At 74.8% G+C, this 22,401-nt stretch carries 21 protein-coding genes and 1 pseudogene; 10 read left to right on the top strand and 12 right to left on the bottom strand.

The window, feature by feature from the left end:
* Positions 1 to 22: 22 nt before the first annotated feature.
* From PH191_RS14305 to PH191_RS14290, 4 genes are all read left to right on the top strand, one after another.
* On the top strand, positions 23 to 478 hold the full coding sequence (locus tag PH191_RS14305; protein WP_274195263.1) for a MaoC family dehydratase: 456 nt from the start codon (positions 23 to 25) through the stop codon (positions 476 to 478).
* 120 nt (positions 479 to 598) lie between these two features.
* Entirely contained in the window at positions 599 to 1,459 is an 861-nt protein-coding gene (locus PH191_RS14300; RefSeq protein ID WP_274195262.1) for an esterase/lipase family protein, read from the top strand.
* Between the two features lie 114 nt (positions 1,460 to 1,573).
* A complete protein-coding gene (locus tag PH191_RS14295; RefSeq protein ID WP_274195261.1) occupies positions 1,574 to 1,870 on the top strand; it encodes a WhiB family transcriptional regulator in 297 nt (98 codons plus the stop codon).
* A gap of 34 nt (positions 1,871 to 1,904) precedes the next feature.
* The gene (locus PH191_RS14290) at positions 1,905 to 2,321 is read left to right on the top strand and encodes an OsmC family protein (RefSeq protein ID WP_274195260.1); all 417 of its coding nucleotides are present in this window, start codon (positions 1,905 to 1,907) and stop codon (positions 2,319 to 2,321) included.
* Between the two features lie 63 nt (positions 2,322 to 2,384).
* On the opposite strand, the gene PH191_RS14285 is transcribed toward PH191_RS14290, so the two are convergent.
* The 3 genes from PH191_RS14285 to PH191_RS14275 are packed head-to-tail and all read right to left on the bottom strand — an operon-like array spanning position 2,385 to position 5,502.
* Positions 2,385 to 3,737: an alkaline phosphatase family protein gene (locus tag PH191_RS14285; RefSeq protein WP_274195259.1), complete on the bottom strand. Its 1,353-nt coding sequence runs from the start codon at positions 3,735 to 3,737 to the stop codon at positions 2,385 to 2,387.
* Complete coding sequence (locus PH191_RS14280) at positions 3,734 to 4,270, bottom strand: adenylyltransferase/cytidyltransferase family protein (protein WP_274195258.1); 537 nt, start codon at positions 4,268 to 4,270, stop codon at positions 3,734 to 3,736. The genes PH191_RS14285 and PH191_RS14280 overlap by 4 nt, the downstream gene beginning before the upstream one ends.
* Positions 4,267 to 5,502, bottom strand: coding sequence for an acyl-CoA dehydrogenase family protein (locus tag PH191_RS14275; RefSeq protein ID WP_274195257.1), 1,236 nt, complete (start codon positions 5,500 to 5,502; stop codon positions 4,267 to 4,269). Before PH191_RS14275 ends, PH191_RS14280 begins: the two co-directional genes overlap by 4 nt.
* A 54-nt stretch (positions 5,503 to 5,556) precedes the next feature.
* Here PH191_RS14275 and PH191_RS14270 point away from each other — a divergent pair, with 54 nt between their 5' ends.
* A complete protein-coding gene (locus PH191_RS14270; RefSeq protein WP_274195256.1) occupies positions 5,557 to 6,072 on the top strand; it encodes an isochorismatase family protein in 516 nt (171 codons plus the stop codon).
* Between the two features lies 1 nt (position 6,073).
* Here the strand turns inward: PH191_RS14270 and PH191_RS14265 are convergent, their stop codons facing one another.
* The 6 genes from PH191_RS14265 to PH191_RS14240 all read right to left on the bottom strand — a co-directional run bounded on the left by PH191_RS14265 (position 6,074) and on the right by PH191_RS14240 (position 15,670).
* Positions 6,074 to 7,462 carry a PP2C family protein-serine/threonine phosphatase gene (locus PH191_RS14265; RefSeq protein ID WP_274195255.1) on the bottom strand — a complete coding sequence of 463 codons (1,389 nt, stop codon included), beginning with the start codon at positions 7,460 to 7,462 and terminating at the stop codon, positions 6,074 to 6,076.
* A 149-nt stretch (positions 7,463 to 7,611) separates the two neighbouring features.
* The gene (locus PH191_RS14260) at positions 7,612 to 8,973 is read right to left on the bottom strand and encodes an LLM class flavin-dependent oxidoreductase (protein WP_274195254.1); all 1,362 of its coding nucleotides are present in this window, start codon (positions 8,971 to 8,973) and stop codon (positions 7,612 to 7,614) included.
* A gap of 7 nt (positions 8,974 to 8,980) precedes the next feature.
* Entirely contained in the window at positions 8,981 to 10,288 is a 1,308-nt protein-coding gene (locus tag PH191_RS14255) for an MFS transporter (protein ID WP_274195253.1), read from the bottom strand.
* A 190-nt stretch (positions 10,289 to 10,478) separates the two neighbouring features.
* Positions 10,479 to 13,061 carry a winged helix-turn-helix domain-containing protein gene (locus PH191_RS14250; RefSeq protein WP_274195252.1) on the bottom strand — a complete coding sequence of 861 codons (2,583 nt, stop codon included), beginning with the start codon at positions 13,059 to 13,061 and terminating at the stop codon, positions 10,479 to 10,481.
* Between the two features lie 247 nt (positions 13,062 to 13,308).
* Complete coding sequence (locus PH191_RS14245) at positions 13,309 to 13,983, bottom strand: GAP family protein (protein ID WP_274195251.1); 675 nt, start codon at positions 13,981 to 13,983, stop codon at positions 13,309 to 13,311.
* Positions 13,976 to 15,670, bottom strand: a complete 1,695-nt coding sequence (locus tag PH191_RS14240; protein ID WP_274195250.1) for a SulP family inorganic anion transporter — start codon at positions 15,668 to 15,670, stop codon at positions 13,976 to 13,978. The genes PH191_RS14245 and PH191_RS14240 overlap by 8 nt, the downstream gene beginning before the upstream one ends.
* 226 nt (positions 15,671 to 15,896) lie before the next feature.
* Here PH191_RS14240 and PH191_RS14235 point away from each other — a divergent pair, with 226 nt between their 5' ends.
* The 3 genes from PH191_RS14235 (at position 15,897) to PH191_RS14225 (ending at position 18,789) form a co-directional block, all read left to right on the top strand.
* Positions 15,897 to 16,103 carry a hypothetical protein gene (locus tag PH191_RS14235; protein WP_274195249.1) on the top strand — a complete coding sequence of 69 codons (207 nt, stop codon included), beginning with the start codon at positions 15,897 to 15,899 and terminating at the stop codon, positions 16,101 to 16,103.
* Positions 16,104 to 16,170: 67 nt separating this feature from the next.
* Complete coding sequence (gene serA, locus PH191_RS14230) at positions 16,171 to 17,370, top strand: phosphoglycerate dehydrogenase (protein ID WP_274195248.1); 1,200 nt, start codon at positions 16,171 to 16,173, stop codon at positions 17,368 to 17,370.
* A 60-nt stretch (positions 17,371 to 17,430) separates the two neighbouring features.
* Positions 17,431 to 18,789, top strand: a complete 1,359-nt coding sequence (locus PH191_RS14225; RefSeq protein WP_274195247.1) for an APC family permease — start codon at positions 17,431 to 17,433, stop codon at positions 18,787 to 18,789.
* A 92-nt stretch (positions 18,790 to 18,881) separates the two neighbouring features.
* Here the strand turns inward: PH191_RS14225 and PH191_RS30100 are convergent.
* Positions 18,882 to 19,235: pseudogene (locus PH191_RS30100) on the bottom strand (NUDIX hydrolase); the annotation flags it as partial.
* 195 nt (positions 19,236 to 19,430) lie between these two features.
* Positions 19,431 to 19,898: a hypothetical protein gene (locus PH191_RS14220; protein WP_274195246.1), complete on the bottom strand. Its 468-nt coding sequence runs from the start codon at positions 19,896 to 19,898 to the stop codon at positions 19,431 to 19,433.
* Positions 19,899 to 19,965: 67 nt separating this feature from the next.
* On the opposite strand from PH191_RS14220, the gene PH191_RS14215 reads away from it, so the two are divergent.
* Positions 19,966 to 20,865, top strand: a complete 900-nt coding sequence (locus tag PH191_RS14215) for an alpha/beta fold hydrolase (RefSeq protein ID WP_274195245.1) — start codon at positions 19,966 to 19,968, stop codon at positions 20,863 to 20,865.
* A gap of 10 nt (positions 20,866 to 20,875) precedes the next feature.
* Here the strand turns inward: PH191_RS14215 and PH191_RS14210 are convergent, their stop codons facing one another.
* Complete coding sequence (locus tag PH191_RS14210) at positions 20,876 to 21,844, bottom strand: helix-turn-helix transcriptional regulator (protein ID WP_274195244.1); 969 nt, start codon at positions 21,842 to 21,844, stop codon at positions 20,876 to 20,878.
* 107 nt (positions 21,845 to 21,951) lie between these two features.
* Between PH191_RS14210 and PH191_RS14205 the strand changes: the two genes are divergently transcribed.
* Positions 21,952 to 22,347: a RidA family protein gene (locus PH191_RS14205; RefSeq protein ID WP_274195243.1), complete on the top strand. Its 396-nt coding sequence runs from the start codon at positions 21,952 to 21,954 to the stop codon at positions 22,345 to 22,347.
* Positions 22,348 to 22,401: the final 54 nt, after the last annotated feature.

The raw sequence follows: 22,401 nt of genomic DNA, 5'->3' as shown, positions 1-22,401 counted from the left end.
GCCCGCGCGGTAGGAATGCCGCATGGAGACCTTCCACGGGCGTGACGAGCTGGTCGCCTCACTGGGCCGCGAGCTCGGGCCGGGGGAGTGGCTGGAGATCGGCCAGGACCGCATCGACGGCTTCGCCGAGGTCACCGGCGACCACCAGTGGATCCACGTCGACGCCGATCGGTCCGCCACCGGGCCGTACGGCGCGACCGTCGCGCACGGTTTCCTGACGCTCTCGCTCCTCCCGCTGCTGCTCGACGGCCTGCGCCGCGTCGAGGGCACGCGGATGGGCCTGAACTACGGGCTCGAGCGCGTGCGCTTCCCGAACGTCGTGCGGTCCGGGACGCGGGTGCGGGCGCGCTCGACGCTCGTCGACGCCACCGACGTCGGCGACGACGGGCTGCAGCTGGTCACCCGCGTGACCATTGAGGTCGAGGGCTCGACCAAGCCGGCCTGCGTCGCCGACCTCGTGACCCGCGCGTACTTCTGACCCGCGCTGCACCCCCGTCCGGGTCGGTCGCGACCCGCGCGGGCGTATGTGGACTCGGGTTCGGGTATCTGACGGCCACACGGAGTCGCGTCGTGGCGACCCCGCGAGGAGGTGGTCGTGATGGACGCCCCCAGATCGACGTCGACGACGCGGCGTCCCGAGGCCGGCCCGGCCGGTGCATTCCTTCCCTTCCCGGCCTGGTGGCTCACGGTCACCGATCTCGGACGTGCGTCGGTCGAGACCGCCGCGTGGCACGCGGTCCGCCACGTCCTGCCCGGCAGCGGCCGCGGCAACGGCCAGCCCGTGCTCGTGCTGCCCGGGTTCCTCACCAGCGATCTCGCCACGGGCGCGCTGCGGGCGCACCTGCGCAACCGCGGCTTCCACACCCATCGGTGGACCCTCGGCCTCAACCAGGGCTTCACCGACACGATCCTCGACGGGCTGCTCGCGCGCTTCGACGAGCTCCACGCCCGCCACGGGCGCCCGATCGCGATCGTGGGCTGGAGCCTCGGCGGGCTGATGGCCCGCTGGCTCGCGCACGTCCGCCCGGACGCCGTCGAGCGCATCGTCTGCCTCGGGTCACCCTGGCGCGCGGAGGCCGAGGAGAACAGGGTGACCGCCGCGTTCCGCCTCGCCGAGCAGCACTGGGGCTTCTCGGACCGCACGGGCGAGGTCGTCGACCTGGTCCGGCGCCCGGTGCCCGTGCGCTCGGTGGCGATCTACTCGACCTGGGACGGCCTCCTGCACGGCGACGGCTGCCGGCAGGACGACGGCGAGCTCTGCGAGAACGTGGTCGTCCCGAGCAGCCACTGCGGGCTCACCCACAACCCGGCGGCGCTCGTCGCGGTGGTCGACCGCCTCGAGGTGCGCCTCGAGGACTGGCGCCCGTTCGCCTGGGCGCACGCGCTCTCGACGGGCGTCGTCGGGCGTCGCCGGGGCCGCCGCCCGGCCCCGGAACCGACGGCCGCCGCGGCCGCCTGAACCAAGCCGGTTGCCCACGACCGGTCCGTCGCAGACGCCTCGGCGCGCGAGACGTGGATTACAGCGCCACGGTCGCCGCCGAGGTGTACGACGGTCGGTAGGAGGTGTGCATCAATGGCTGATGTCTCCCGGCTGCCGTGGGCGATCAACGACCACTGGGACTGGCAGCTCCACGCGGCGTGCCGCGGTATGAACTCCGAGGTCTTCTTCCATCCCGACGGTGAACGCGACCCCCGGCGCAGCCAACGCGTCGCGGCGGCCGCGCGCATCTGCGCGGGCTGCCCGGTGCGCGAACCCTGCCGGGACTGGGCCCATCGGGTCGAGGAACCGTACGGCGTCTGGGGCGGGGAGAGCGAGCAGGAGCGGCGCGAGCACCTCGCCCGTGCCCGTCACCACGACCGCTCCGCCTGATCTCCCGCCGATGACTCGTGGAAAGGTGGGGACCATGGACGCGCCGGCGGCGTGGGCCCGGGGTCGCCTCCCGGAGGGTGACGGACGTGTGGTGTCGCTCGACGTGAACGGGCTCGCGCTCGACTGCGTCGTGCCGACCGGCGAGGGCGAGCCTGAGGGGGCGACGGCGTTCGGGCTGCTCGCGGCGTCGCTGTCGTCGTGCACCGCGATGTCGGTCCGCACGTTCCTGCAGCGCCACCACGTCGAGGCGTGCGACGTCGAGGTCGACGTCGCGCTCGAGGCCGGGCACCCGCCGACGGTGCACCGGCGCGTCGGCCTGGTCGCCGACCTCGACCACGACCTGCGCACCCAGCTCTCCGCGGTGGTCGACTCCACCCCGGTCACCGTCCTGCTCCAGGACGCGCTCGTGATCGTCACCCGCCTGGACGTGGGACCCGAGCCGCGGGCATGACCGGACCCCCGCTGCGAGCCCCCCTATGTGAGTGATGTTCCCGGCTATGGCCGGGAACATCACTCACGGGTCGGGGTCGATCATCGGTTCCGGGTCGTCGGGCAGGGCGACGGTGCGCCGGGGGCCGGCCCGGTGCCCGAGGAACGCCGCCCGGTTCGCGTGGCCCAGCAGCAGCGGGAGCAGCTCCCGGGCCGTGACGATGCCGTACCAGCCGGCGTGGGCGGGGGACTCGCCGAACGCGGTGACCGCGTCCGGGCGCACCGTCGGGCCGGCGACGACGAGCGGGGTCGGGTCGCCGGTGTGCAGCACGCCGCCGGTGGACGGGGTGGCGTGGTCGCCGGTGACCGCGACGACCGCGCGCCCGGCGAGGTCGAGCAGGCCGGCGAGCCCGCGGTCGGCGGCCTCGAGGACGTCGAGCTTCGCCCGCGGCCGCTTGGTGTGCCCGGCGTCGTCGGTGGCCTTGATGTGCACGTGGACGAAGCGCGCGCCGGCCTCGATCAGCTCGTCCGCGGCGGTCAGGCGGGCCCGGAGGTCGGCCGTCACGTCCTCGCCGGGCCGCAGGTGCCGGGACGCCATCCCGAGCACGGAGGCGAGGCCCCGGTAGAGCCCGGTGCTGGTCACCGCGGCGCCGGCGACACCGTTCTGCGCCGTGAACGACGGGATCGGCGACCGCACGCCCGACCACTTCGTCGTGAGCACCTCGAGCACCGGGAGGCCGCGGCCGGCGCGGGCGTGGTTGACGGGATGGGCGCGCAGGGCGGCGCGGGCGTCGCGCAGCAGCGCCTGCAGGGCCGCGGCCGTCGGAGCGGCCTCGGGGGCGTCGGACAGCGCCAGCACCCGCAGCCACGGGTGGCGGTCCTCGAAGAACGGGTCGGAGTCGGTGACGGCGCCGCTCGCGTGGCCGGTCAGCGCGAGCAGCGCCTCGCCGCGGCGGGGGAGCGGGGTGAGCTGCGCGTCGTGCCGCCGGGCGAGCCCGGCGAGGTCGTCGAGCAGCCGCGACGCGTCGTCGGTGTCGTCGGGCCCGACCCGCCCGGTGATCCACACCCGCCCCGCGTCGTCGGTCTGCGCCGTCCGCAGCGCCGCGTGGGTGACCGCGACCCCGGACGGCACGTCGACCCCCGCGCCGAGGGCCTCCAGCACCGCGCGGCCGGGGAACGACACGTCGGCGAACCCGAACATCGCCCAGTGCGCGAGCTCCGACGACGGCGCGCGACCCCAGCCGAAGGGCAGGTGCCAGCCGGACGCCCCCCGGGCCGCCAGCGCGTCGAGGACCGGTGTGTCCGCGGCCTCGGACGGCGTGCGACCGCCGAGCTCGGGCACCGGGCGGTCGCCCAGCCCGTCGAGGACGACGAGCACCACGGGCAGCCGGTCGTCGTCGAGACGCGGCTGGGTCTCGCCGTACCCGGGCGGCCTCACGGTCGTGCCCCCAGGAGCTCCCGCAGCACCGGCACCGTCGACGGGAGCGCCATCGCCTCCCACGTCCCGTCGGCGAAGCCGTCGCGGATCGCGGCGGCGTCGAGCTTGGTCGCGGGGTCGCCGTCGACGACGGTCACCGCGTAGCCGCCGTCGGCGAGCCGGCCCGCCTTGTCCTCCTCCCACGCCGAGAAGGCGCGCACGAAGTGACGGGCCCCGAGCGGCACGTACTCCGGCCACAGCTGCGGGCGCGTGAGGTCGAACGGCACGACCGAGGCGCGGTCGGCCAGCCCCGCCCCGTCGAGGGCCGCACGCAGCAGCCGCAGGCGCTCGAAGTAGGTGAACGGGTTGGCCGCGTCGGTGTGACGGTGCGTCGACGTCGTCGCCTCGTGGCGGGCCCCGGAGTCGGGGTTGGTGACGGCGACGACGAGGTGGTCGTGCTCGGCGAGCGCCAGCGCGAACAGCTCGAGGTGCTGGTGGTGGACGGGCTGGAAGCGCCCGGTGACCGCGGCCAGGCCTCGGGGGCAGAGCGTCACCGCCCGCGCCGGAGCAGCCCGCGCGCGATCGCGTTGCGCTGGATCTCCACCGTGCCTGCGGGGATCTTCAGGTTGCGGGCGAGGCGGAAGAGCTTCTCCTCCGGCGAGCCGAGCCGCAGGCCGGTGCCCCCGTGCACCTGGACGGCGCGGTCGGCGACGCGGAAGAAGGCCTCGTCGTTGATCAGCTTCACGAGGCTCATGAGGCGCGGCGCGTCGGCGTGCAGCGGGATCCCGAAGGCCCCGCCGGGCATCGCGTCGAGCTCGGCCTGCGCCTGCAGCGACGCCGCCCGCGCCGTGTACACGTCGGCGTCCATGTCGGCGAGCATGTGCTGCACCGCCTGCAGCTCGGCGATCGGCCGCCCGCCCGAGGACCGCTGCCGGGCGCGGTCGATCGCCCGCGCCAGCAGCCACTCGCCCCAGCCCGCGCACATCCCGCCCCGGCAGAGGCGTCGCCAGTTGATCCAGGCCATGGCCAGCGCGAACCCGTCGCCGACCTCGCCGACGACGTTCTCGGTCGGCACCCGCACGCCGTCGAAGTGCAGCTCTCCGGTGAGGCCGTCGTCGAGCATCGTCGGGATGTCGCGGCCGCGGGAGAACCCGGGGGCGCTCGCGTCGACGAGGAACATCGACAGCGACCGGGTGCCGGCGCCGGGCTCGGTGACCGCGGTGACCTGGACGACGTCGGCGAAGTGGGCGTTGGTGATCCAGGCCTTGGTGCCGTCGAGGATCCAGTCCGCGCCGTCGCGGCGCGCGTGGGTCTCCATCGCCAGGACGTCGGTGCCGACGGAGATCTCGGTGTTGGCGAACGCCGCGGTGATCTCGCCGGCCATCAGCGGCTCGAGCCACTGCTCGCGGGCCGCGTCGGAGCAGTGCTCGATCGCCGGGTTGGCGCCCTCGGTCCAGCCCAGGGCGGCCAGGCCCAGTCCGAGACCCGAGTGCCGGTAGACGAACTCCTCGACGTGCTGCATCTCGGCCCGGGTGAAGCCGCCACCGCTCGGCACGTGCGGGTTGTAGAGCCCGGCCGTGGCCGAGCGGCGCTGGACCTCCCGGCGCGCCTCCCAGACGGCGGGGTGCATGCGCCCGGCCTCGTCGAGGCGCGGGTTCCAGGGCGAGCCGACGTCCTGGCGGGCGAGGTCGGCCTCGAGGGGCTCGACCTCCGTGGTGAGGAAGGCGGCGAACCGCTCGGTGTAGTCGGCGACGCGGTCGGTGGCGCCGGCGGGGGAGATCGTCACGGTCCTGCCCTACGGCCGGTGGGGGTGTCGCGTCAACCGTCCTAGGCTCGGGGCATGCCGCTGCTGTCCGCCGAGTCCTCGGTCCTGCTCGTCGTCGACCTGCAGGAACGCCTGATGCCGGCCATCAGCGCGGGGGCGGAGGTGCTGCAGAACGCCACCCGGCTCGTCACCGGCGCCGGCCTCACCGGCGTCGACGTCCACGCCACCGAGCAGAACCCGGCGGGCCTCGGCCCCACCGTCGGCGAGATCGCCGACCTCCTGCCCCGTCACGCCCAGGCGAAGACCTCCTTCGCCGCGGACGTCGACCCCGGGCCGGGCACGATCGTCGTCGCGGGCTGCGAGGCCCACGTGTGCGTGCTCCAGACCGTGCTCGCCCTGCGCGCCGCCGGCCGGGACGTCGCCGTCGTCGCCGACGCCGTGGGCAGCCGCGCCCCGGCGAACCACGGCCGGGCCCTCGAGCGCATGCGCGCGCACGGCGTCGACGTCGTCACCACCGAGATGGTGCTGTTCGAGTGGCTGCACGACAGCGGTCACGCCGCGTTCCGCGACGTCCAGAAACTGATCCGCTGAATCAGGCGCCGGGGGAGCGGACGACGAGCAGGAGCGTGTCGTCGTCGCGGTGCCCGTCGGTGTGCACGTCGACGGCCGCCAGGACGGCGTCCGCGACGGCGTCGGCGTGGGCGCCGGCCGGCAGCGCCTCGAGGGCCTGACGCAGCCGGTCCTCCCCGAACTGCTCCCGCCTGCCCGTCGCGCGGGCCTCGGTGACCCCGTCGGTGTGGAGCACGAGCGCCGCGCCCGGCGGCAGCGTGATCGTCTGACTGGCGACGTCGGCCTCGGCGCGGATGCCGAGCACGCGCCCCCCGCCGTCGAGCTCGGTGACCGCACCGTCGGGGTGCCAGACGACCCCCGGCGGGTGCCCGGCGGCGGCGATCTGGATGGTCAGGCCGGCGGGTTCGGGGGCGTCGTGGTCGGTGATCTGGGCGTAGACGGCGGTGACGAAGCTGCGCGCGGTGTCGAACCAGTCGTGCAGGACACCGTTGACGGCCGTGAGCACGAGGGCCGGGTCGGGCTCGCTGTGCCCGAGGGCCCGGGCCGTGGAGCGGGCCAGCGCCGTGGTGCGCGCGGCGTCGGCGCCGTGCCCGCAGACGTCGCCGACGACGACGCCCCAGCCCGTGGGCGTGGCGAAGACGTCGTAGAAGTCGCCGAGGACCTCGCCGCTGTACGAGTGGCCGTCGGTGGGGCCGCGGTGCCGCGCGGCGATCTCCATGCCGGGGACGCGCGGGGGGTGCTGGGGCGTCAGGGACTGCTGCAGCGTCTCGGCGAGCTCGACCGCGGCACCCGCCTGCCGGCGGGCGGCGTTGGCGAGGGCGTCGGCGCGCTCGGCGCGGTCGTAGGCCCGGCGGGCGTCCCGGTCGGAGGCGCGGGCGGCGCGGTCGGAGACCAGCAGCCGATGGGCGAGCTCGTCGGCCGAGCGCTGCGAGACGTCGAGATCGGCGCGCAGGGCCATCTCGTCCCCGGCCGCCCGGGCGATCCCGGCGAGCCGGCGGACCTGCTCCTCGGTCCAGGGCCGCGCGTGGGTGTCGACCACCGTGAGCGAGCCGAGCACGGCGCCGTCGGTGTCGCGGATCGGGAACCCCGCCCACGCGCGGATGCCGACGGCGAGCACGGCGCCGGACTCCCCGTCGCGGGAGGCACTGTCGGCGTCGGGGACGAGGACGGGGCGCTGCGCGTCGGCGACGAGACGGCAGAGGGTCTCGGCGACCGGCACCTCCCGGTCGATCGCATCCGCGCCGGGGGCCGCGTGCCACACCCGGACGCCGTCGTCCCCGAGCCGGCTCACGAGGGCGATCGGGGCGGCCGCGACGTCGCAGGCCAGCTCGGTCAGACGGTCGAACGGCTCCGCGGGGCCGGGCGGCGGGGTCGGGACCGGAGATCGGTGCTCTCCGAGGTCACCACTCACCGGGTCCACCTCCCTGACGACGGCCTGACGACGGCTCTGTGCCCGCCCGACGTGATCGACTACCCACGACGGTCGCGCACAATCATTCCAGGCGCCGGCCCGTCCCGTCGCCCGAGGCGACCTCCCGGCGCGGCGTTGCTCCCTGTGGATCAGCGCCGGTACGCAGCCGCCGGATGGGAGTCCGCAACGCGGGGGCCCGGGCCGCCGAGGACCTCGCGCAGCGTCCCGGCCGCCGGGGTGGCGGGCATCCGCCCCCGGCGCCGCAGCTCGGGCACGACCAGCTCCGCGACGTCCACGAACGTGCCCGGCGTGACCGCGTAGGCGAGGTTGAAGCCGTCGGCGCCGGTCTCGTCGACCCAGCGCTCCATCTCGTCGGCGACCTCGCCCGGCGAGCCCACCGCCACCGGACCGCGGCCCCCGACGGCGAGGTGCGCCGTGACCTCGGCCAGGGTCCACTCCCGGTCGGGGTCGTCGGTGGTGAACGAGGCGAGCGCGGAGCGGCCCGCGTCGGTCTCGACGTGGCGCAGGGGCTCGTGCGGGTCGACGCCGGAGAGGTCCAGGCCCGTCCAGCCGCCGAAGAGCGCGAGGGCGCCCTCGGTCGACGCCACCGCGAGGTACTCCTCGTACTGCGCCCGCGCCTCCTCCGAGGTCTCGGCCACCACCGGCGCGAGCTGCACGAACACCGTCACCGACTCCGGGTCGCGCCCGGCCTCCGCCGCCGCGGCGCGGATACCGGCCACCGACTTCGCGACCACCGTCGTCGACGGCCCCGAGACGAACACCGCCTCGGCGTGCCGCCCGGCGAACGCCAGGCCCCGCGGCGACGCCCCGGCCTGGAAGATCGCCGGGGTGCGCTGGGCCGACGGCTCGCAGAGGAACGGGCCCGGCACGTCGAACCACGTGCCGTGGTGACCGATGTCGTGGACCTTCGCCGGGTCGGTGTAGACGCCGCGCTCGGCGTCGCGCACGACGGCGTCGTCCTCCCAGGAGCCCTCCCAGAGCTTGTAGCAGACCTCGAGGTACTCCTCGGCCATCTCGTAGCGCTGGTCGTGGGCGAGCTGCTCGCCCAGGCCGAGGTTCGCCGCCGCGCTCGCCAGGTAGCCGGTGACGACGTTCCAGGCCACCCGTCCCTTCGTGAGGTGGTCGAGCGTCGTGAAGCGGCGGGCCAGGGCGTAGGGGTGCTCGTAGCTCACCGAGACCGTGATGCCGAACCCCAGCCGCGACGTCGCCGCGGCCATCGCCGGGACGGGCAGCATCGGGTCGCCGAGCGGGACCTGGGTGCCGGCGCGCAGCGCGCCGTCCCGCGAGCCGCCGTAGACGTCGTAGATCCCCAGCACGTCGGCCAGGAACAGCGCGTCGAACCCGGCGTCCTCCAGCACCCGGGCGAGGTCCACCCAGTGCTCGACGTCGGTGTAGCGGAACCCCTCGTCGCGCGGGTGGCGCCACAGCCCCGCCGACTGGTGGCCGGCGCAGTTCATGGCGAACGCGTTGAGGTGGATGCGGCGGGACACGTGCCTCCTAGGGTGCGAGCGGCTCGAGCGCAGTCTCCCGCGCCAGCAGGGCGGCGCCCGTGGTGAGCACCGACAGCACGGCGAGGAACGCCACGACCAGCCAGAACGAGCCCGTCGCGGCGACGAGGGCGGCGGCCACCAGCGGCGCGAACCCGCCCGCGACCACGGACCCGATGCCGTAGCCCAGCGACGCGCCGCTGTAGCGCAGGCGCGTCGAGAACAGCTCGGCGAACCACGCCGCCTGCGGCCCGTACATCGCGTCGTGGGTGACGTTGATGCCGAGCACCATCGCCAGGACGATCAACGTCGTCGAGCCCGTGCCGACCGCGAGGAAGAACAGCGCCAGCGTGATCGTGCCGCCGATCGAGCCGACGAGGTAGGGCGTCCGCCGACCGATGCGGTCGGAGAGGATCGCCCACAGCGGGGTCGTGGCGAGTCCCAGCGCGGAGGTGATGACCACCGCGAGCAGGCCCGCGCTGCTGGCCTTGCCCAGCTCGCCGGCGATGTAGGTCAGGCCGTAGGTCGTGAGCAGGACGAACAGGGCGATCTGCGAGAGCCGCAGCCCCGTGGTGAGGACGACGTTGCGCGGGGCGGCCCGCAGCACCTCGACGACCGGGAGGCGGGCGACGTCGCCGCGCTCGCGCAGGGCCCGGAACTCGGGGGCGTCCTGGATGCGCAGGCGGATGAACAGCCCGACGCCGACCAGCACGATGCTCGCGACGAAGGGCAGGCGCCACGCCCAGGCCAGGAACGCCTCGTCGCCGGCGATGACGCGGACCCCGAACAGTGAGCCGGTGGCGAGCAGCATCCCGGCCGGCGACCCGAGCTGGGTGAAGCTGCCGAAGAACCCGCGGCGCCGCTGCGGGGCGTGCTCGACGGCGAGGATCGCCGCACCCGCCCACTCGCCGCCGACCGCGAGGCCCTGGACGATCCGCAGGACCACCAGCAGCGCCGGGGCCCAGACGCCGATCGTGGCGTAGGTGGGCAGCAGCCCGATCGCCGTGGTGGCGACGCCCATCGTCACCAGCGCCGCGATGAGCACGGCCTTGCGTCCGAGCCGGTCGCCGAGGTGACCCGAGATCACCGCGCCGATCGGGCGGGCGCCGAAGCCCGCCGCGTAGGTCGCGAACGCCGCCAGCGTGCCGGCCGTCGGGCTGATCGACGGGAAGAACAGCTGGTTGAACACCAGGGCCGTGGCCGTGGCGTAGAGGTAGAAGTCGTACCACTCGATCGTGGTGCCGATGGCGCTCGCGAGGGCGACGCGGCGCGGGGTGTGGGCCGACGTGGTCGGCAGCGGGCTGGCGGTCGTGGACACACGGACTCCCGGGACGGGGGAGGGACGGGGAGGCGTCGTGAGCCCGGCGCCGGGCTCGTGTGTCAGCGACAGCCGGAGCTGGCGACGCGCATGAGGTCGACGTGGAGTCGCCACGTCAGCACCCTGCGTTCACCCATGGCGGGGGATGTTCGCGACCCCCACCCCGGGAGTCAACCGCCGGGGAGAAGCGTCACGTCGTGCGGTGTGCCGGAGCGCCGGGAGCCTGCGGCGGATCGATGAGCCCGACGTGGCGGGCGCGGGCGACGGCCTCGCGGCGGCTCCCAACGCCGAGCTTGTGGTAGATCGCGCGCTGGTGGGTCTTGATCGTGTTCAGGGAGACGGCGAGGTCCTGGGCGATCTCGACCGACGAGCGCTGGCTCGGGAGGAAGGCCAGCACGGTGCGCTCGCGGTCGGTGAGGGGGTCCCGGACCGCCTCGACGTCGGACGGGCCGCGCGCGAGGATCTCGTCGACGAGGGCGTCCAGGGCGCCGAACGCGCCGTGGTGGCCGGCGAGGTGCGCTCGGAGCGGCTCGGGGAGCGTGGCGAAGGGGCGCCGGAGGTCGAACCGGGCGGCGAGACGCAGGGCGCGGCATAGCTGCTCGTGGACGGAGGCGTGCTCGTCGAGCGTGGCGGCGATCTCGGCGTCGAGCAGGAGTGCGTCGACGAGGCCGAGCCCGGTCAGGAGGCGGAGCCGCCGGGCGAAGACCGGGACGAGCAGCGTCCGGGCCCCGGGGTCGCCGGCGGTGCTCCACTGGAGGCGCGCGTGCAGGAGCGCCCCTTCCACCGAGCCCGCGAGCTGCGATGCGGCGGCGCGCGTCACCTCGGCCGCCTCCCGGGCCCGGCCCAACCCGAGGGCCGCGTGCTGCTCGAGGTTCGCGGCGAGCGCGACCTGCGGGTCGGTCAGGGTCAGGTCGGAGGCCGCCCGCCGGATGCTGCGGAGACGCTGCCAGCCGGCCAGTGGCCGGCCCGTGTCGTGGTCCACCGCGGCGCGCAGGACCTCGATCGCGGTCGTGACCTGCGGATGGGTGTGGTCCGCGGCGACCTCGCCGGACGACAGGTGGCGCAGGGCGGCGTCCGGGCGGCCGCCGAGGAGCTCGGCCGCGGCCACCACCACGCGTGCGCGCTGGTGCCCGGGACTCCGGGGCCACTCCCGGCTCGTCGCGCGCGAGATCACGGCGCGGGCGTGCTCGAGGGATCCGGTCTCGTCGCTCCCGAGGAGTCGGGCGACACCCAGCGTGCTCCGGGCCTGGACGGCGAGGTACGGCCACCCGTGCCGCTCCGCGAGGGTGAGGGCCTCGGTCGCATCGCGGTGCGCCTGCTCGGGCGCGGCGTACACGAGCCCGCTGGCCCGGGCCGCGAGCGCGAGGGCCCGCAGGGGGGTCCCCGTCACGGCCTGCGTCCGGATCGCGTGGGCGGCGGCCGCGACGTCCTCGATCCGTCCGCGCGCGAGCGACGCCCGCAGGGCGACGATGCGCCGGAAGACGGTGACGTCGTCGCCCTCGCGGTCGGTCAGCTCGGCCTCGGCGGCGGAGACGAGCTCGTCCGCGCGCCCGAGGTCCCCGTTCTCGAGGGCCGCCAGCCCCAGGACGAGTCGGACCCGCGGATCCGCTCCGGACCCGGCGATCATCCGTTCGGACTGCGCGAGGGCGTCGAACTCCCCGCGTCCGAGGAGCTCGACGGCGCGGGCCCGGAGCAGGACCTCGGTGGTGTCGACGTCGCCCGCGAGGCCCGCGCACCGGAGGGCCTCGACGTGGTCGCCGCGGTCGTCGTGCCACGCGGCCGCCCGCCGGTAGAGCCCGCGGAGGTGGTCGGGCTGCCCGCGCCGCAGCCGGGCGAGCGTGTGGGACCTCAGCAGCTCGTGCACGCGGTAGTACTCGCGGCGCCGATCGGTGGCGATCACCATCGCGGTGCTCGTCGCGAGCCCGTCGAGGAGGTCGCCGGCGTCGTCGTAGCCGGTGAGGGCGACGGCGAGGTCGAGGTGCATCGGCGAGGTGACCGTCGCGGCGGCGAGGACCGCGTGCTCGCGCTCGCCGAGGTGGGCCAGGACCTCGCCGACGAGGTAGTCGGCCACCGACCGGTCGTCGCCGGCGAACTCGCGGACGAAGGCGGCCGGGTCGTCCCGGCGGTGCAGGGACAGGCTGGCCAGACGCAGCGCGGCGACCCAGCCCTCGGTGCGCGCGACGAGCGTCGCGGTCTGGTCGTCGTCGAGCGCGAGCCCCTCGCGCCGGAACAGCTCCGCCGCCTGGGGCTCGGTGAACGCGAGCTGGTCGGCCCGCACCTGCCCGAACCGGTCGTCGAGCCGCAGCCGGTCGATCCCCACGGGCGGGTCGTACCGGCTGCACAGCACGATGGTCAGCATCGGGAGCGGATGGCGCAGGAGCTCCTGCAGGCCGGTCAGGGCGCCGTGGTCCGCGATCGTCTGGAGGTCGTCGAGGACCAGCCGGACCGGCACGGTCAGGCCGTCGAGCGCCTCGAGGATGTCGGAGACGGTCTCGCCGCGCGCGGCGTCGTCGCTCCACGAGGGCGCGACCCGGTGCAGCGCGCTGTCCTCGGCGACGGCCGGGCAGGCCGTCAGGGCGGCGAGCACGGAGGCCCACCACCGGTGCTCCTCGCGGTCGCCGGCGTCGAGCCCCACCCACGCCGCCGCGACGTCGGGGTCGGCCCGGACCCAGTCGGTGACCGCGGCCGTCTTGCCGTACCCGGCCGGCGCGCTGACGAGGACGACGCGCCCGCGCTCGCGGGGCCCGCTCTGGGCGTCCAGGGTGGCCCGCACGGACGGACGTTCCACGAAGCCGGGCGGCCGGAGCGGCACGGTGATCTTCGCTCGCCGCATGCCACCCCCCGCGACCGATCTGCTGCGGTCGTCCGGGCTGTTCTAGCGCGCCGGAGGGGCGAGTGGATCCCCGCCTGCCGACTGATCAGGTCGGATTCGCCGGATTGCCACGTGTGCCGCGCCCAATTCACCCGTCCTGGTGACACCCGAACGGTGCCCGCCGTCCGTCTGCGAGCCCGTCGGTGACTCAACCGACGAGGGCCGAGATGCCGTCCCCGAGGAGCTTCAGCCCGATCACCACCAGCAGGACGCACATGATCGCGGTGTTGTGGGCGGCCATCCAGCCGCGCAGGCGTTCCAGGATCCGCTGCGACCGCGCACCGAGGCCCAGGTAGATCGCGAGCGGGACGCCGGGCCCGAGGGTCCCGAGCAGCACGAACAGCCCGAGGGCGACGGCCTGCCCACCCGCGGAGACGCCGGCCTGGGCGATGGCCGCCGCAGCACCCACGGTGATGAGCAGGTTCTTCGGGTTCGCCGCCGAGAGCGCGAGGCCCAGACCCGCCGACTTCACGGGGCCGAAGCGGTCGATGCTCGCCATCCAGCCGGGGAGCGCGACGGTCCCGCCGCGGGGACGGCGGCGCCACTGCAGACCCGCGAGCACGATCAGCGCCACCCCGAGCAGGAGGCTCACGACGCCGACCCACGTCGCCGGCCCGCTCCCGTCGCTCCCGTCGGATCCTCCGGAGAGGACCAGGACCAGCGTGCCGACCACGGAGAGGCCGACCAGCCAGCCGAGCAGGAACGACGATCCGTTGACCCCGCCGCGCGGCGTCGCCAGCATCAGCACGACCGCGATGATCGGGATCGGGCTCAGGGCCACCCCGAGGGCGAGCGGGAGGACCGCGCCGATCGCGCTACCCATGGTCGGTTCCTTTCTCGAGCACCAGCGCGGCGACCGCCTCGTCCACCTCGCCGAAGACCCGGGGCCGCGCCCCGTCGGTCTCCCGCAGGACATCGCGGACCTGCCCGATGTCCCGGGCGACGACGAGCTCGACCCCGGTGGTCTCCAGTGATGCCACGAGGCCGACGAGCATCCGCGCGGCGGTGACGTCGACGAACGGCACCGAGCGCGCGTCGAGGACGACGGCGTGCACCCCCGGCCGTCGCGCGAGGGCCTGCAGCGCGTCGCGCACGTGATCGGCGTCGGCGAAGAACAGGCCGCCCTCGACCCGCACGACGACCACGCCGTCGGCCGTCGTGGCCTCCTCGTGGCGCTCGCGGTCCACCCAGAGGTCGTTGCCCGTCGGGGCGCGCCCGAGCTCGGCGACGTGGGGCCGCGACGCCCGGTGGAGCAGGAGCAGCAGTGACAGGACGATGCCGATGAACAGACCCGGGAGGGTGTCGAAGACCAGTACCCCGAGCATGGCCGCGATCGCGGCGGCGAAGTCGGCGCGGGCGGCGAGGCCGTAGATCGCGCCGAGCCGCCGGGTCCACATCCGGTAGAGCACGACGAGCGCGCCGACGTCGATCAGCTCGACGACCGCGGCGATGACGATGGCGGCCAGGGCGGGCTCGGGCAGGCGGGTGAACAGCGCGGTGAGGAAGAGCAGCGTGAGCACCGTGAGCACCGCGGCGACGAGCCCGGAGGCCTCCGTGCGGGCGCCGGCCGAGCCGTTGACCGCGGTCTTCGACAGGCTGCCGTTGACGACCATCCCGGCGGCGAGCCCCGACCCGAGGTTCGCGGCGCCGAGCCCGAGCAGCTCCCGGTTCGCGTCCACCTCGTAGCCGTGCCGGGCCGCGTAGGTCTTGGCGGCCCCCAGGCCCTCGGCGAACCCGACGAGCGCGACGCCGAGGGCACCGCCGACCAGCTGGAGGTAGGTGGACACGGGGACCGACGGCAGCCCGAACGGCGGCAGGCCCGCGGTGATCGGGCCGACGACGTCGACCCCCGCGCTGTCGAGCCCGAAGGTCCAGACCGCGCCGATCGCCAGCGCCACCGCGGCCAGGGAGCCGGGCACGCGGGGGAGCCACCGGCGCAGGGCGAGGACCAGCGCCAGGGTCCCGAGCCCCACCGCGGTGCTGAGCAGGTCCGCGTCGCCGAGGTGGGTCACGAGGTGCCAGAGCTGGGCGAAGAAGTCGCCCTCGCCCTTCTCGATGCCGAACAGTTTCGGCAGCTGGCCCACCGCGATCGTCATCGCCAGCCCGACGATGAACCCCTTGAGCACGGGCTCGGAGATGAAGCTCGCGAGGAAGCCCAGGCGGAACGCCCCGGCGACGATCGCGACGAGCCCGACGGTGACGGCCAGCGCCGTCGTCAGGGCGACCGGGTCGAGACCCGTGCTGCCGAAGTCCGCGATCACGCCGGCGGACAGCGCGGCGGTGGCGGCCATCGGTCCCACCACGAGGTGCCGGGAGCTGCCGATCAGCGCGTAGAGCACCAGCGCCGGCACGGCGGCGTAGAGCCCGACCACCGGTGGGACGCCGGCGATCGTCGCGTAGGCCAGGCACTCGGGCACCAGGACGGCCCAGACCGTCGCGCCCGCGATCAGGTCCCGGCGGACCCAGGCCCGGCGGTATCCCTGCAGGGACGGCGCGATCAGCGGGGTCATGGCACATCAGAGCGTCGGGTGCCGACGATGGTGGCGCCTCACCCCCCGCGGGTGACCTCGCGCGCCACGGTCGGCCCGGGCGACGTGGGCGGCGCCCCTCCGCCCGCCCCGTCGCGAGGTCCCGGCACCGCCCCGTCGTCCCGGCTCATCCCCGGCGGAGGAGGCGCACCCGCACCCGGTACGGCCATCGTGTCCCTCGATGACAGCGAGCCCGGGGAGGCCGCACATGGCCAGCGGCCGCTACGAGTTCCGCGTCCAGGGCAGGCTCTCCGAGGACGTCGCGGGTGAGTTCGACGAGCTCGAGGTGTCCGAGGCGGTGCCCGAGACCGTCATGCACGGCGACGTCCTCGACGAGGCCCACCTCCACGGCATCCTCGCCCGCTTCCGGGCGCTCGGGCTGCGCGTGGTCTCGATGCGCGAGGTCCCCCGCTGACGTCGTGGGAGCCCGCTCCGCCCGGCCGTCCCGCCCGTCCCTCCGCGCCCGGGCCTACGCTCGCGGCGTGAAAGCCCTGCTCCTGGAGAACATCCATCCCGTCGCCGCCGAGGCGTTCCGTGCCCAGGGTCTCGAGGTCGACGCCCGTTCGGGCGCGATGAGCGGGCCCGAGCTGGCCGATGCCTTGTCCGGGGTGTCGGTGCTCGGGATTCGGTCGAACACCACGATCACCCCCGACGTGCTGGAGGCCGGCAAGGATCTGCTGGCCGTGGGGTGCTTCTGCATCGGTACCAACCAGGTCGATCTGGGTGCGGCGGCCGAGCGCGGGGTGGCGGTGTTCAACGCGCCGTTCTCGAACACCCGCAGCGTCGTCGAGCTGGTGCTCGGGGAGATCATCGCGCTGGTCCGGCGCCTTCCCGAGAAGAACGCGCGCATGCACGAGGGTGTGTGGGACAAGTCGGCGCGCGGCAGCCACGAGTTCCGCGGCCGCACCCTGGGGATCGTGGGCTACGGCAACATCGGGACCCAGTTGTCGAACATCGCCGAGGCGGTCGGGCTGCGGGTGATCTTCTTCGACACCGCCGACCGGCTCGCGCACGGTAACGCCCGCAAGGTCGAGTCGCTGGAGGCGTTGCTGGCCGAGGCCGACATCGTGAGCCTGCACGTGGACGGGCGGCCGGGGAACGCGGGGCTGTTCGGCGCCGAGCAGTTCGCGTTGATGAAGCCGCGGTCGATCTTCATCAACGCCTCGCGCGGCATGGTGATCGACGACGAGTCGCTGCGGGAGCACCTGCTCTCGGGCCACATCGCCGGGGCGGCGCTCGACGTGTTCCCGATCGAGCCCAAGGCCCAGGGCGACGTCTTCGAGTCGCCCCTGCGTGGGCTGGACAACGTGATCCTGACCCCGCACGTCGGCGGGTCCACCCAGGAGGCGCAGGAGGAGATCGGCGGCTTCGTCTCCACCAAGCTGCTGCAGTTCATCGGCACCGGTGTCACCGCCCTCTCGGTGAACCTCCCCGAGGTGGCGCTGCCGGCGGCGCCGGGCAGCTCCCGGCTGGGCTACCTGCACATCAACACCCCGGGCGTGCTGGCCGGCATCAACCAGCTGCTGCTCGACGCCGGGGTGAACGTGGTCAGCCAGGGGCTCTCGACCCGCGGCGAGCGCGGCTACGTGCTCACCGACACGGAGTCGGCGATCCCCGAGGACGCGCTCGCCGAGCTGCGCCGCTCACCGCACACCGTGTGGCTCCGCACCTGGACGTCCTGACGCCCCGACACCGGGTCGCCCGCCCCGCGGACCGGCGCCGTGTGAGCGACCATTCGTCGTATGAGCGACGGGGGAGCGACGACCGGATCGGCGGATGAGGACACGAAGCTCGCACGCACCGTCGGCACGGTGCTGCTCTTCTTCTTCATCGTCGGGGACACGCTGGGCGCGGGCATCTACACGCTCGTCGGGACGATGGCCGCGGACGTCGGCGGCGTGCTGTGGCTGCCGCTGGTGATCGCCCTGGTCGTGGCACTCCTGACCGCCGGGACCTACGCCGAGATGATCAGCAAGTACCCGCACGCCGGGGGTGCCGCGCGGTACGCGGAGCGGGCGTACAAGACGCCGTTCCTCACCTTCCTCGTCGGTTTCTTCATGCTCTCCTCCGGGATCGTCACCGCGGCCCTGCTGGCGAACGCGTTCTCCGGTGACTACCTCGCGGCGCTGGTCGACCTGCCGGTCGTCCCGGTGACGGTCGTGTTCCTGCTGCTCCTGACCGCCATCAACCTCCGCGGCGTGCGCGAGTCGCTGGCCGCCAACGCCGCCGCGACGATCATCGAGACCAGCGGGCTCGTGCTGGTGATCGTCGTGGCGGCCATCGTGTTCGGCAGCGGCGGCGGCGATCCGGCGCGCATCCTCACCCCGTCACCGGACCAGCCGCTCCTCGTCGGCGCCTTCGCCGCCTCGGTGGTCGCGTTCTTCTCCTTCCTCGGCTTCGAGGCGGCGGCGAACATGGCCGAGGAGGTCAAGCGGCCGAGCCGGGCCTATCCCCGCGCGCTGTTCGGGGCGGTCGCCACCGCGGGCCTCGTCTACCTCCTGATCGCGCTCGGGGCCGCGATCGTGGTGGAACCGAACGTCCTGGCGACCTCCACCGGCCCGCTGCTCGAGGTGATCACCGCGTCCGGGCTGCCGATCCCCGGGTGGCTGTTCTCGCTGGTGGCGCTGGTCGCGATCGCCAACGGCGCGCTGCTGTTCATGGTCATGGCCAGCCGGGCGACCTACGGGCTCGCCGAGGCAGGCCTGCTGCCGTCGGTGTTCGGCATCGTCGCCTCGACCCGGCGCACGCCCTGGGTGGCGATCGTCGCCGTCGGCGCGGCCACGATCGGCATGAGCTTCGTCGGCACCATCAGCACGCTCGCCGACACCACCGTGCTGCTCCTGCTGTTCGTGTTCATCTCGACGAACGTCTCGTGCCTCGTGCTCAAGCGCGACGAGGTGGCGCACGAGCACTTCCGGGTGCCCGCCGTCGTCCCGGTCCTCGCGATCGTCGCCAGCGTCGTGCTCCTCACCCAGCAGTCGCTCGAGATCTGGCTGCTCGGCGGCGCCTTCGTCGTGGTGGGCACGGTGCTGTTCCTGCTCGCCCTCGTCGGCCGGCGGCGGGTGGAGCAGGGATCCCGCGAGACGACGCCGACGTCCTGACACCGGCGCCGAGCGTCCCGGGACTCACTCCACGTACGTCGGCGTCTGCCACGGAGGTGGCGCAGGGCGTGGTCGAGGCGCCGGTGCACGGAAGGGTGGATCGGCAGGGTGGCGAGGTCGTCGGGCTCTACCCACCGGGCGTCGTCGGTCTCGCGGTGGTCGGGCCGCGGTCCGGCGGCCGTGCCGGGGGCGGGGACGGCGTGCAGGAGCGTCACGTGCTGCTGGCGGGCCTGCCCCGACTCCGGGTAGACGATGACGTGGGCGGGGTCGCAGAAGACCCCGGCGAGCCCGCTCACCGCGATCGCCACGCCCGTCTCCTCGAGCACCTCGCGCACGGTGGCGCCGGTGGCCGTCTCGCCGGGCTCGATCGCGCCCCCGGGCAGCTCCCAGTTGCCGGTGTCGATCCGCCGCGCCAGCAGGACCCGCCCACCCGGGTCGCGGACCACCGCGAAGGCCAGCGCCACCACCACGGTCGCCGACGGCGGGTCGCCCCAGAACTCGACCCGCCGCGGCAGCGGCAGGCCACGCGGGGGAGTGGGCCGCGGCGACGACCCGCCGGCGACCTGGGTGGGGCCGCGGTCGTCGTCCACGCCGTCAGCGTCGCCCCGGGTGTACGGCGGGCGTCGTCGCGGCGAACACCGTCACGCCGGACCGGGCCGCGGTCGGCTCCGGGTGCCGACGGCGGTCATCAGCAGGGTCGCGAGGTCGGGGTGCACGGCGAGCACCTGGCCGGGCACCACGTCGAGCTCGTGGAAGGCGCCGCTCCGCCGGTGGACGGCGTACAGGGCGCTGCTGCCCTGGGCGAGGACGAGGTGCTCGTCGAGCTCGCCGCCCTCGAGGTCGCGGGCGACGTCGTCCAGGGCGGGGAGCACCGCGTTGGGTGTGAGGCGCCGGGCGGTGGTGCCGAACACCCGGAGCCCGTCGGCCTCGAAGCCGTCCTGGTCGCGCAGGAGGGCCCGGTGGTCGGCCGGGACGGAGGCCCCGAGGTCGGCGACGCGGCGGACGAGGGCCGCGATCTCCTCGTCCGACGCGCCGGGCAGGACGTCCTCGCCGCACTCGGCGGCGAGCCGGCGCAGCGCGGTGGCGACGTCGGCGACGGTCGGGGTCACGGGCGCAGCGTGACACGCGGTCCTACCCTCGCGACGACCTCGACCCGACCGGGAAGGCAGGTGCGCCGTGGAGATCGTCACCGCCGGGGTCCTCGCGATGGCGTACGTCGAGGACGGGCCCACCGACGGGTGGCCGGTCGTGCTCTCCCACGGCTTCCCCTACGACGTGCACGCCTACGACGAGGTCGTGCCGCTGCTGACGGCGCGCGGCGCACGGGTCGTGCGCCCGTACCTGCGGGGGCACGGGCCGACGCGGTTCCTGTCCGCGAGCACGCCGCGCAGCGGGCAGCAGGCCGCGCTGGGGTCCGACCTCCTGGCCCTCCTCGATGCCCTGGGCCTCGACGCCGCGATCCTCGCCGGCTACGACTGGGGCGGGCTCTCGTCGTGCGTCGTCGCCGCGCTGTGGCCGCACCGGGTGACGGGACTCGTGTCGCTGGCGAGCTACGACATCATCGACATCGCCGGCCAACGAGGGGCGCACGAGCCGGCCGTCGAGCACGCCGTCTGGTACCAGCACCTGTTCCAGACCGAGCGGGGCCGGCTCGGGCTGGCGGCGCACCGACGCGAGCTGTGCCGTCTGCTCTGGTCGCAGTGGTCGCCGCGCTGGCGGTTCGACGACGCGACGTTCGAGCGCACCGCGGCATCCTTCGACAACCCGGACTTCGTGGACGTCGTGGTCCACGCCTACCGCCACGCCCTGGGCAACGCCGAGGGCGACCCCGCCCACGAGGCGCTCGAGGAACGGCTCGCCGGGCGTCCCCCGATCACGGTGCCGGCGGTGACACTGGACGGCGCCACCGACACCCTCAAGCCCGGCGGCACCGCGGACCAGGGCGCCCTGTTCACCGACCGCCGCGAGCACCGCGTCGTCGACGCCGGCCACGCCCTGCCCCACGAGGCGCCGGCGGCCTTCGCCGACGCGGTGCTCACCGTCCACGGGTGGACGCGGGACGGACGAGCTCGGTGACGCCCGCGCCTCAGACCGCGTAGCGCTCGGCCGTGGCGGCGGCGCGGTGGTGCAGCGCGGCCCGCACCGACGGCGGATCCACGGCCTCGGCGTCCGCGCCGAGCTGCCACAGGGCCCACTCGGCGTGGCGGGCGTCCTGGAACGTCACCTCCAGGCGCAGCCGGCCGTCGGGGTCGGGTGCCTCCGCGCGCACGGCGAGCGCGGTGCCCAGCAGCTCCTCACGCCGGGCGGGATCCACCCGGACCTGCACGACGAGCGTCTCGCTGCCGGCCAGGAACTGCGCGCACCGCTCCCGCCAGAGCCGGTCCAGGTCGACCTCGTGCGGGCGGTGCGCCGGCTCGGGGAGCGCCTGCGCGGCGAGGATCCGCGACAGCCGGTAGGTCCGGTCCGCCCCGGACCGCGTGGCGAGCAGGTAGCCCTTGTCCCGCACGGTGACCAGGCCGATCGGGTCCACCGTGCGCCAGCGCGGCGCCTCGTCGGTGGCCGCGTAGTGCAGGCGCAGCCGGCGTCCGGCGACCACGGCGCGCCGGACCTCACCCATCGTCGTGTCCGGCACCTCGTCGGCGGCCAGCCGGCGTGAGAGCAGGTCGGTCTCCGGGTCGACGAGGATGCGCCGGGCCGCCTCGCTCGCGGTGTCCCGGTGCCCGTCGGGCATCCCGTCGACCACCTTGCGCATCGCCGACGCGAGCGCCGGCCCGAGGCCGACCATCTGCTCACCGCGCCCCGACCCCGCCGACAGCAGGGCCAGTGCCTCGTCGTGGTGGAGCCCGGTGAGCTCGGTGCGGTAGCCGGGCAGCAGCGCGAAGCCGCCGTGCCGGCCGCGTTCGGCGTAGACCGGCACACCGGCAGCGGAGAGCGCCTCGATGTCGCGCAGCACCGTGCGGGTGGAGACGTCCAGCTCGCGGGCCAGTGTCTCGGCCGTCGACCGCCCGCGCCGGCGCAGCAACAGCACCAGGGAGATCAACCGGTCGGCCCGCACACCGGGACGGTAGCGAAATCACGACACGAGATGTCGTCCTTCGTCGCGAGGGTGTCCATCACGGCGTCCGACGGGACGCGACGACGCGGATCGGAGCTGGTGGAGCGATGGAGCGAACGGCGGTCAACCCGGTGACGTGGTCACTGGCGATGGGGTTCAACCAGGGCGAGCTCGTCTCCGGGCACACCCGGACCCTGTACTGCGCGGGGCAGACGGCGATGAGCCGCGAGGGCGAGCCCCGGCACGACGGCGACCTCCCGGCGCAGCTGGCGCTGAGTCTGGACAACCTGGAGGCCGTGCTCGGCGCGGCCGGCATGGCGGCGGCGGACCTCGTCCGGCTCACCGTCTACACCACCGACGTCGACCTGCTCCTCCAGCACTACGGCGTGCTCGCGTCGCGGCTGGGCGCCGCCGGGGCGGCACCGCCCACCACGATGCTCGGCGTGACGCGGCTGGCGATCCCCGGCCAGATGGTCGAGCTCGAGGGGACAGCTGTCGCATGAGGTGACGACCGGGGTGCAGCGGGTGCGATCCGAGCGGCCATCGTGGGTACGCCG

It is taken from the genome of Actinomycetospora callitridis, assembly GCF_028737265.1.
Taxonomy (GTDB): domain Bacteria; phylum Actinomycetota; class Actinomycetes; order Mycobacteriales; family Pseudonocardiaceae; genus Actinomycetospora; species Actinomycetospora callitridis.
Note: the sequence above shows the minus strand (reverse complement) of the source record. Positions and strands in the feature narration are given on the sequence as shown.

Bases quoted from the DNA above. Each gene is read 5' to 3' on its own strand.
- PH191_RS14295 (WP_274195261.1), top strand. From the start codon at position 1,574: ATGGCTGATGTCTCCCGGCTGCCGTGGGCGATCAACGACCACTGGGAC.
- PH191_RS14245 (WP_274195251.1), bottom strand. From the start codon at position 13,983: ATGGGTAGCGCGATCGGCGCGGTCCTCCCGCTCGCCCTCGGGGTGGCC.
- PH191_RS14270 (WP_274195256.1), top strand. From the start codon at position 5,557: ATGCCGCTGCTGTCCGCCGAGTCCTCGGTCCTGCTCGTCGTCGACCTG.
- PH191_RS14205 (WP_274195243.1), top strand. From the start codon at position 21,952: ATGGAGCGAACGGCGGTCAACCCGGTGACGTGGTCACTGGCGATGGGG.
- PH191_RS14300 (WP_274195262.1), top strand. From the start codon at position 599: ATGGACGCCCCCAGATCGACGTCGACGACGCGGCGTCCCGAGGCCGGC.
- PH191_RS14235 (WP_274195249.1), top strand. From the start codon at position 15,897: ATGGCCAGCGGCCGCTACGAGTTCCGCGTCCAGGGCAGGCTCTCCGAG.
- PH191_RS14290 (WP_274195260.1), top strand. From the start codon at position 1,905: ATGGACGCGCCGGCGGCGTGGGCCCGGGGTCGCCTCCCGGAGGGTGAC.
- PH191_RS14305 (WP_274195263.1), top strand. From the start codon at position 23: ATGGAGACCTTCCACGGGCGTGACGAGCTGGTCGCCTCACTGGGCCGC.
- PH191_RS14225 (WP_274195247.1), top strand. From the start codon at position 17,431: ATGAGCGACGGGGGAGCGACGACCGGATCGGCGGATGAGGACACGAAG.
- PH191_RS14240 (WP_274195250.1), bottom strand. From the start codon at position 15,670: ATGACCCCGCTGATCGCGCCGTCCCTGCAGGGATACCGCCGGGCCTGG.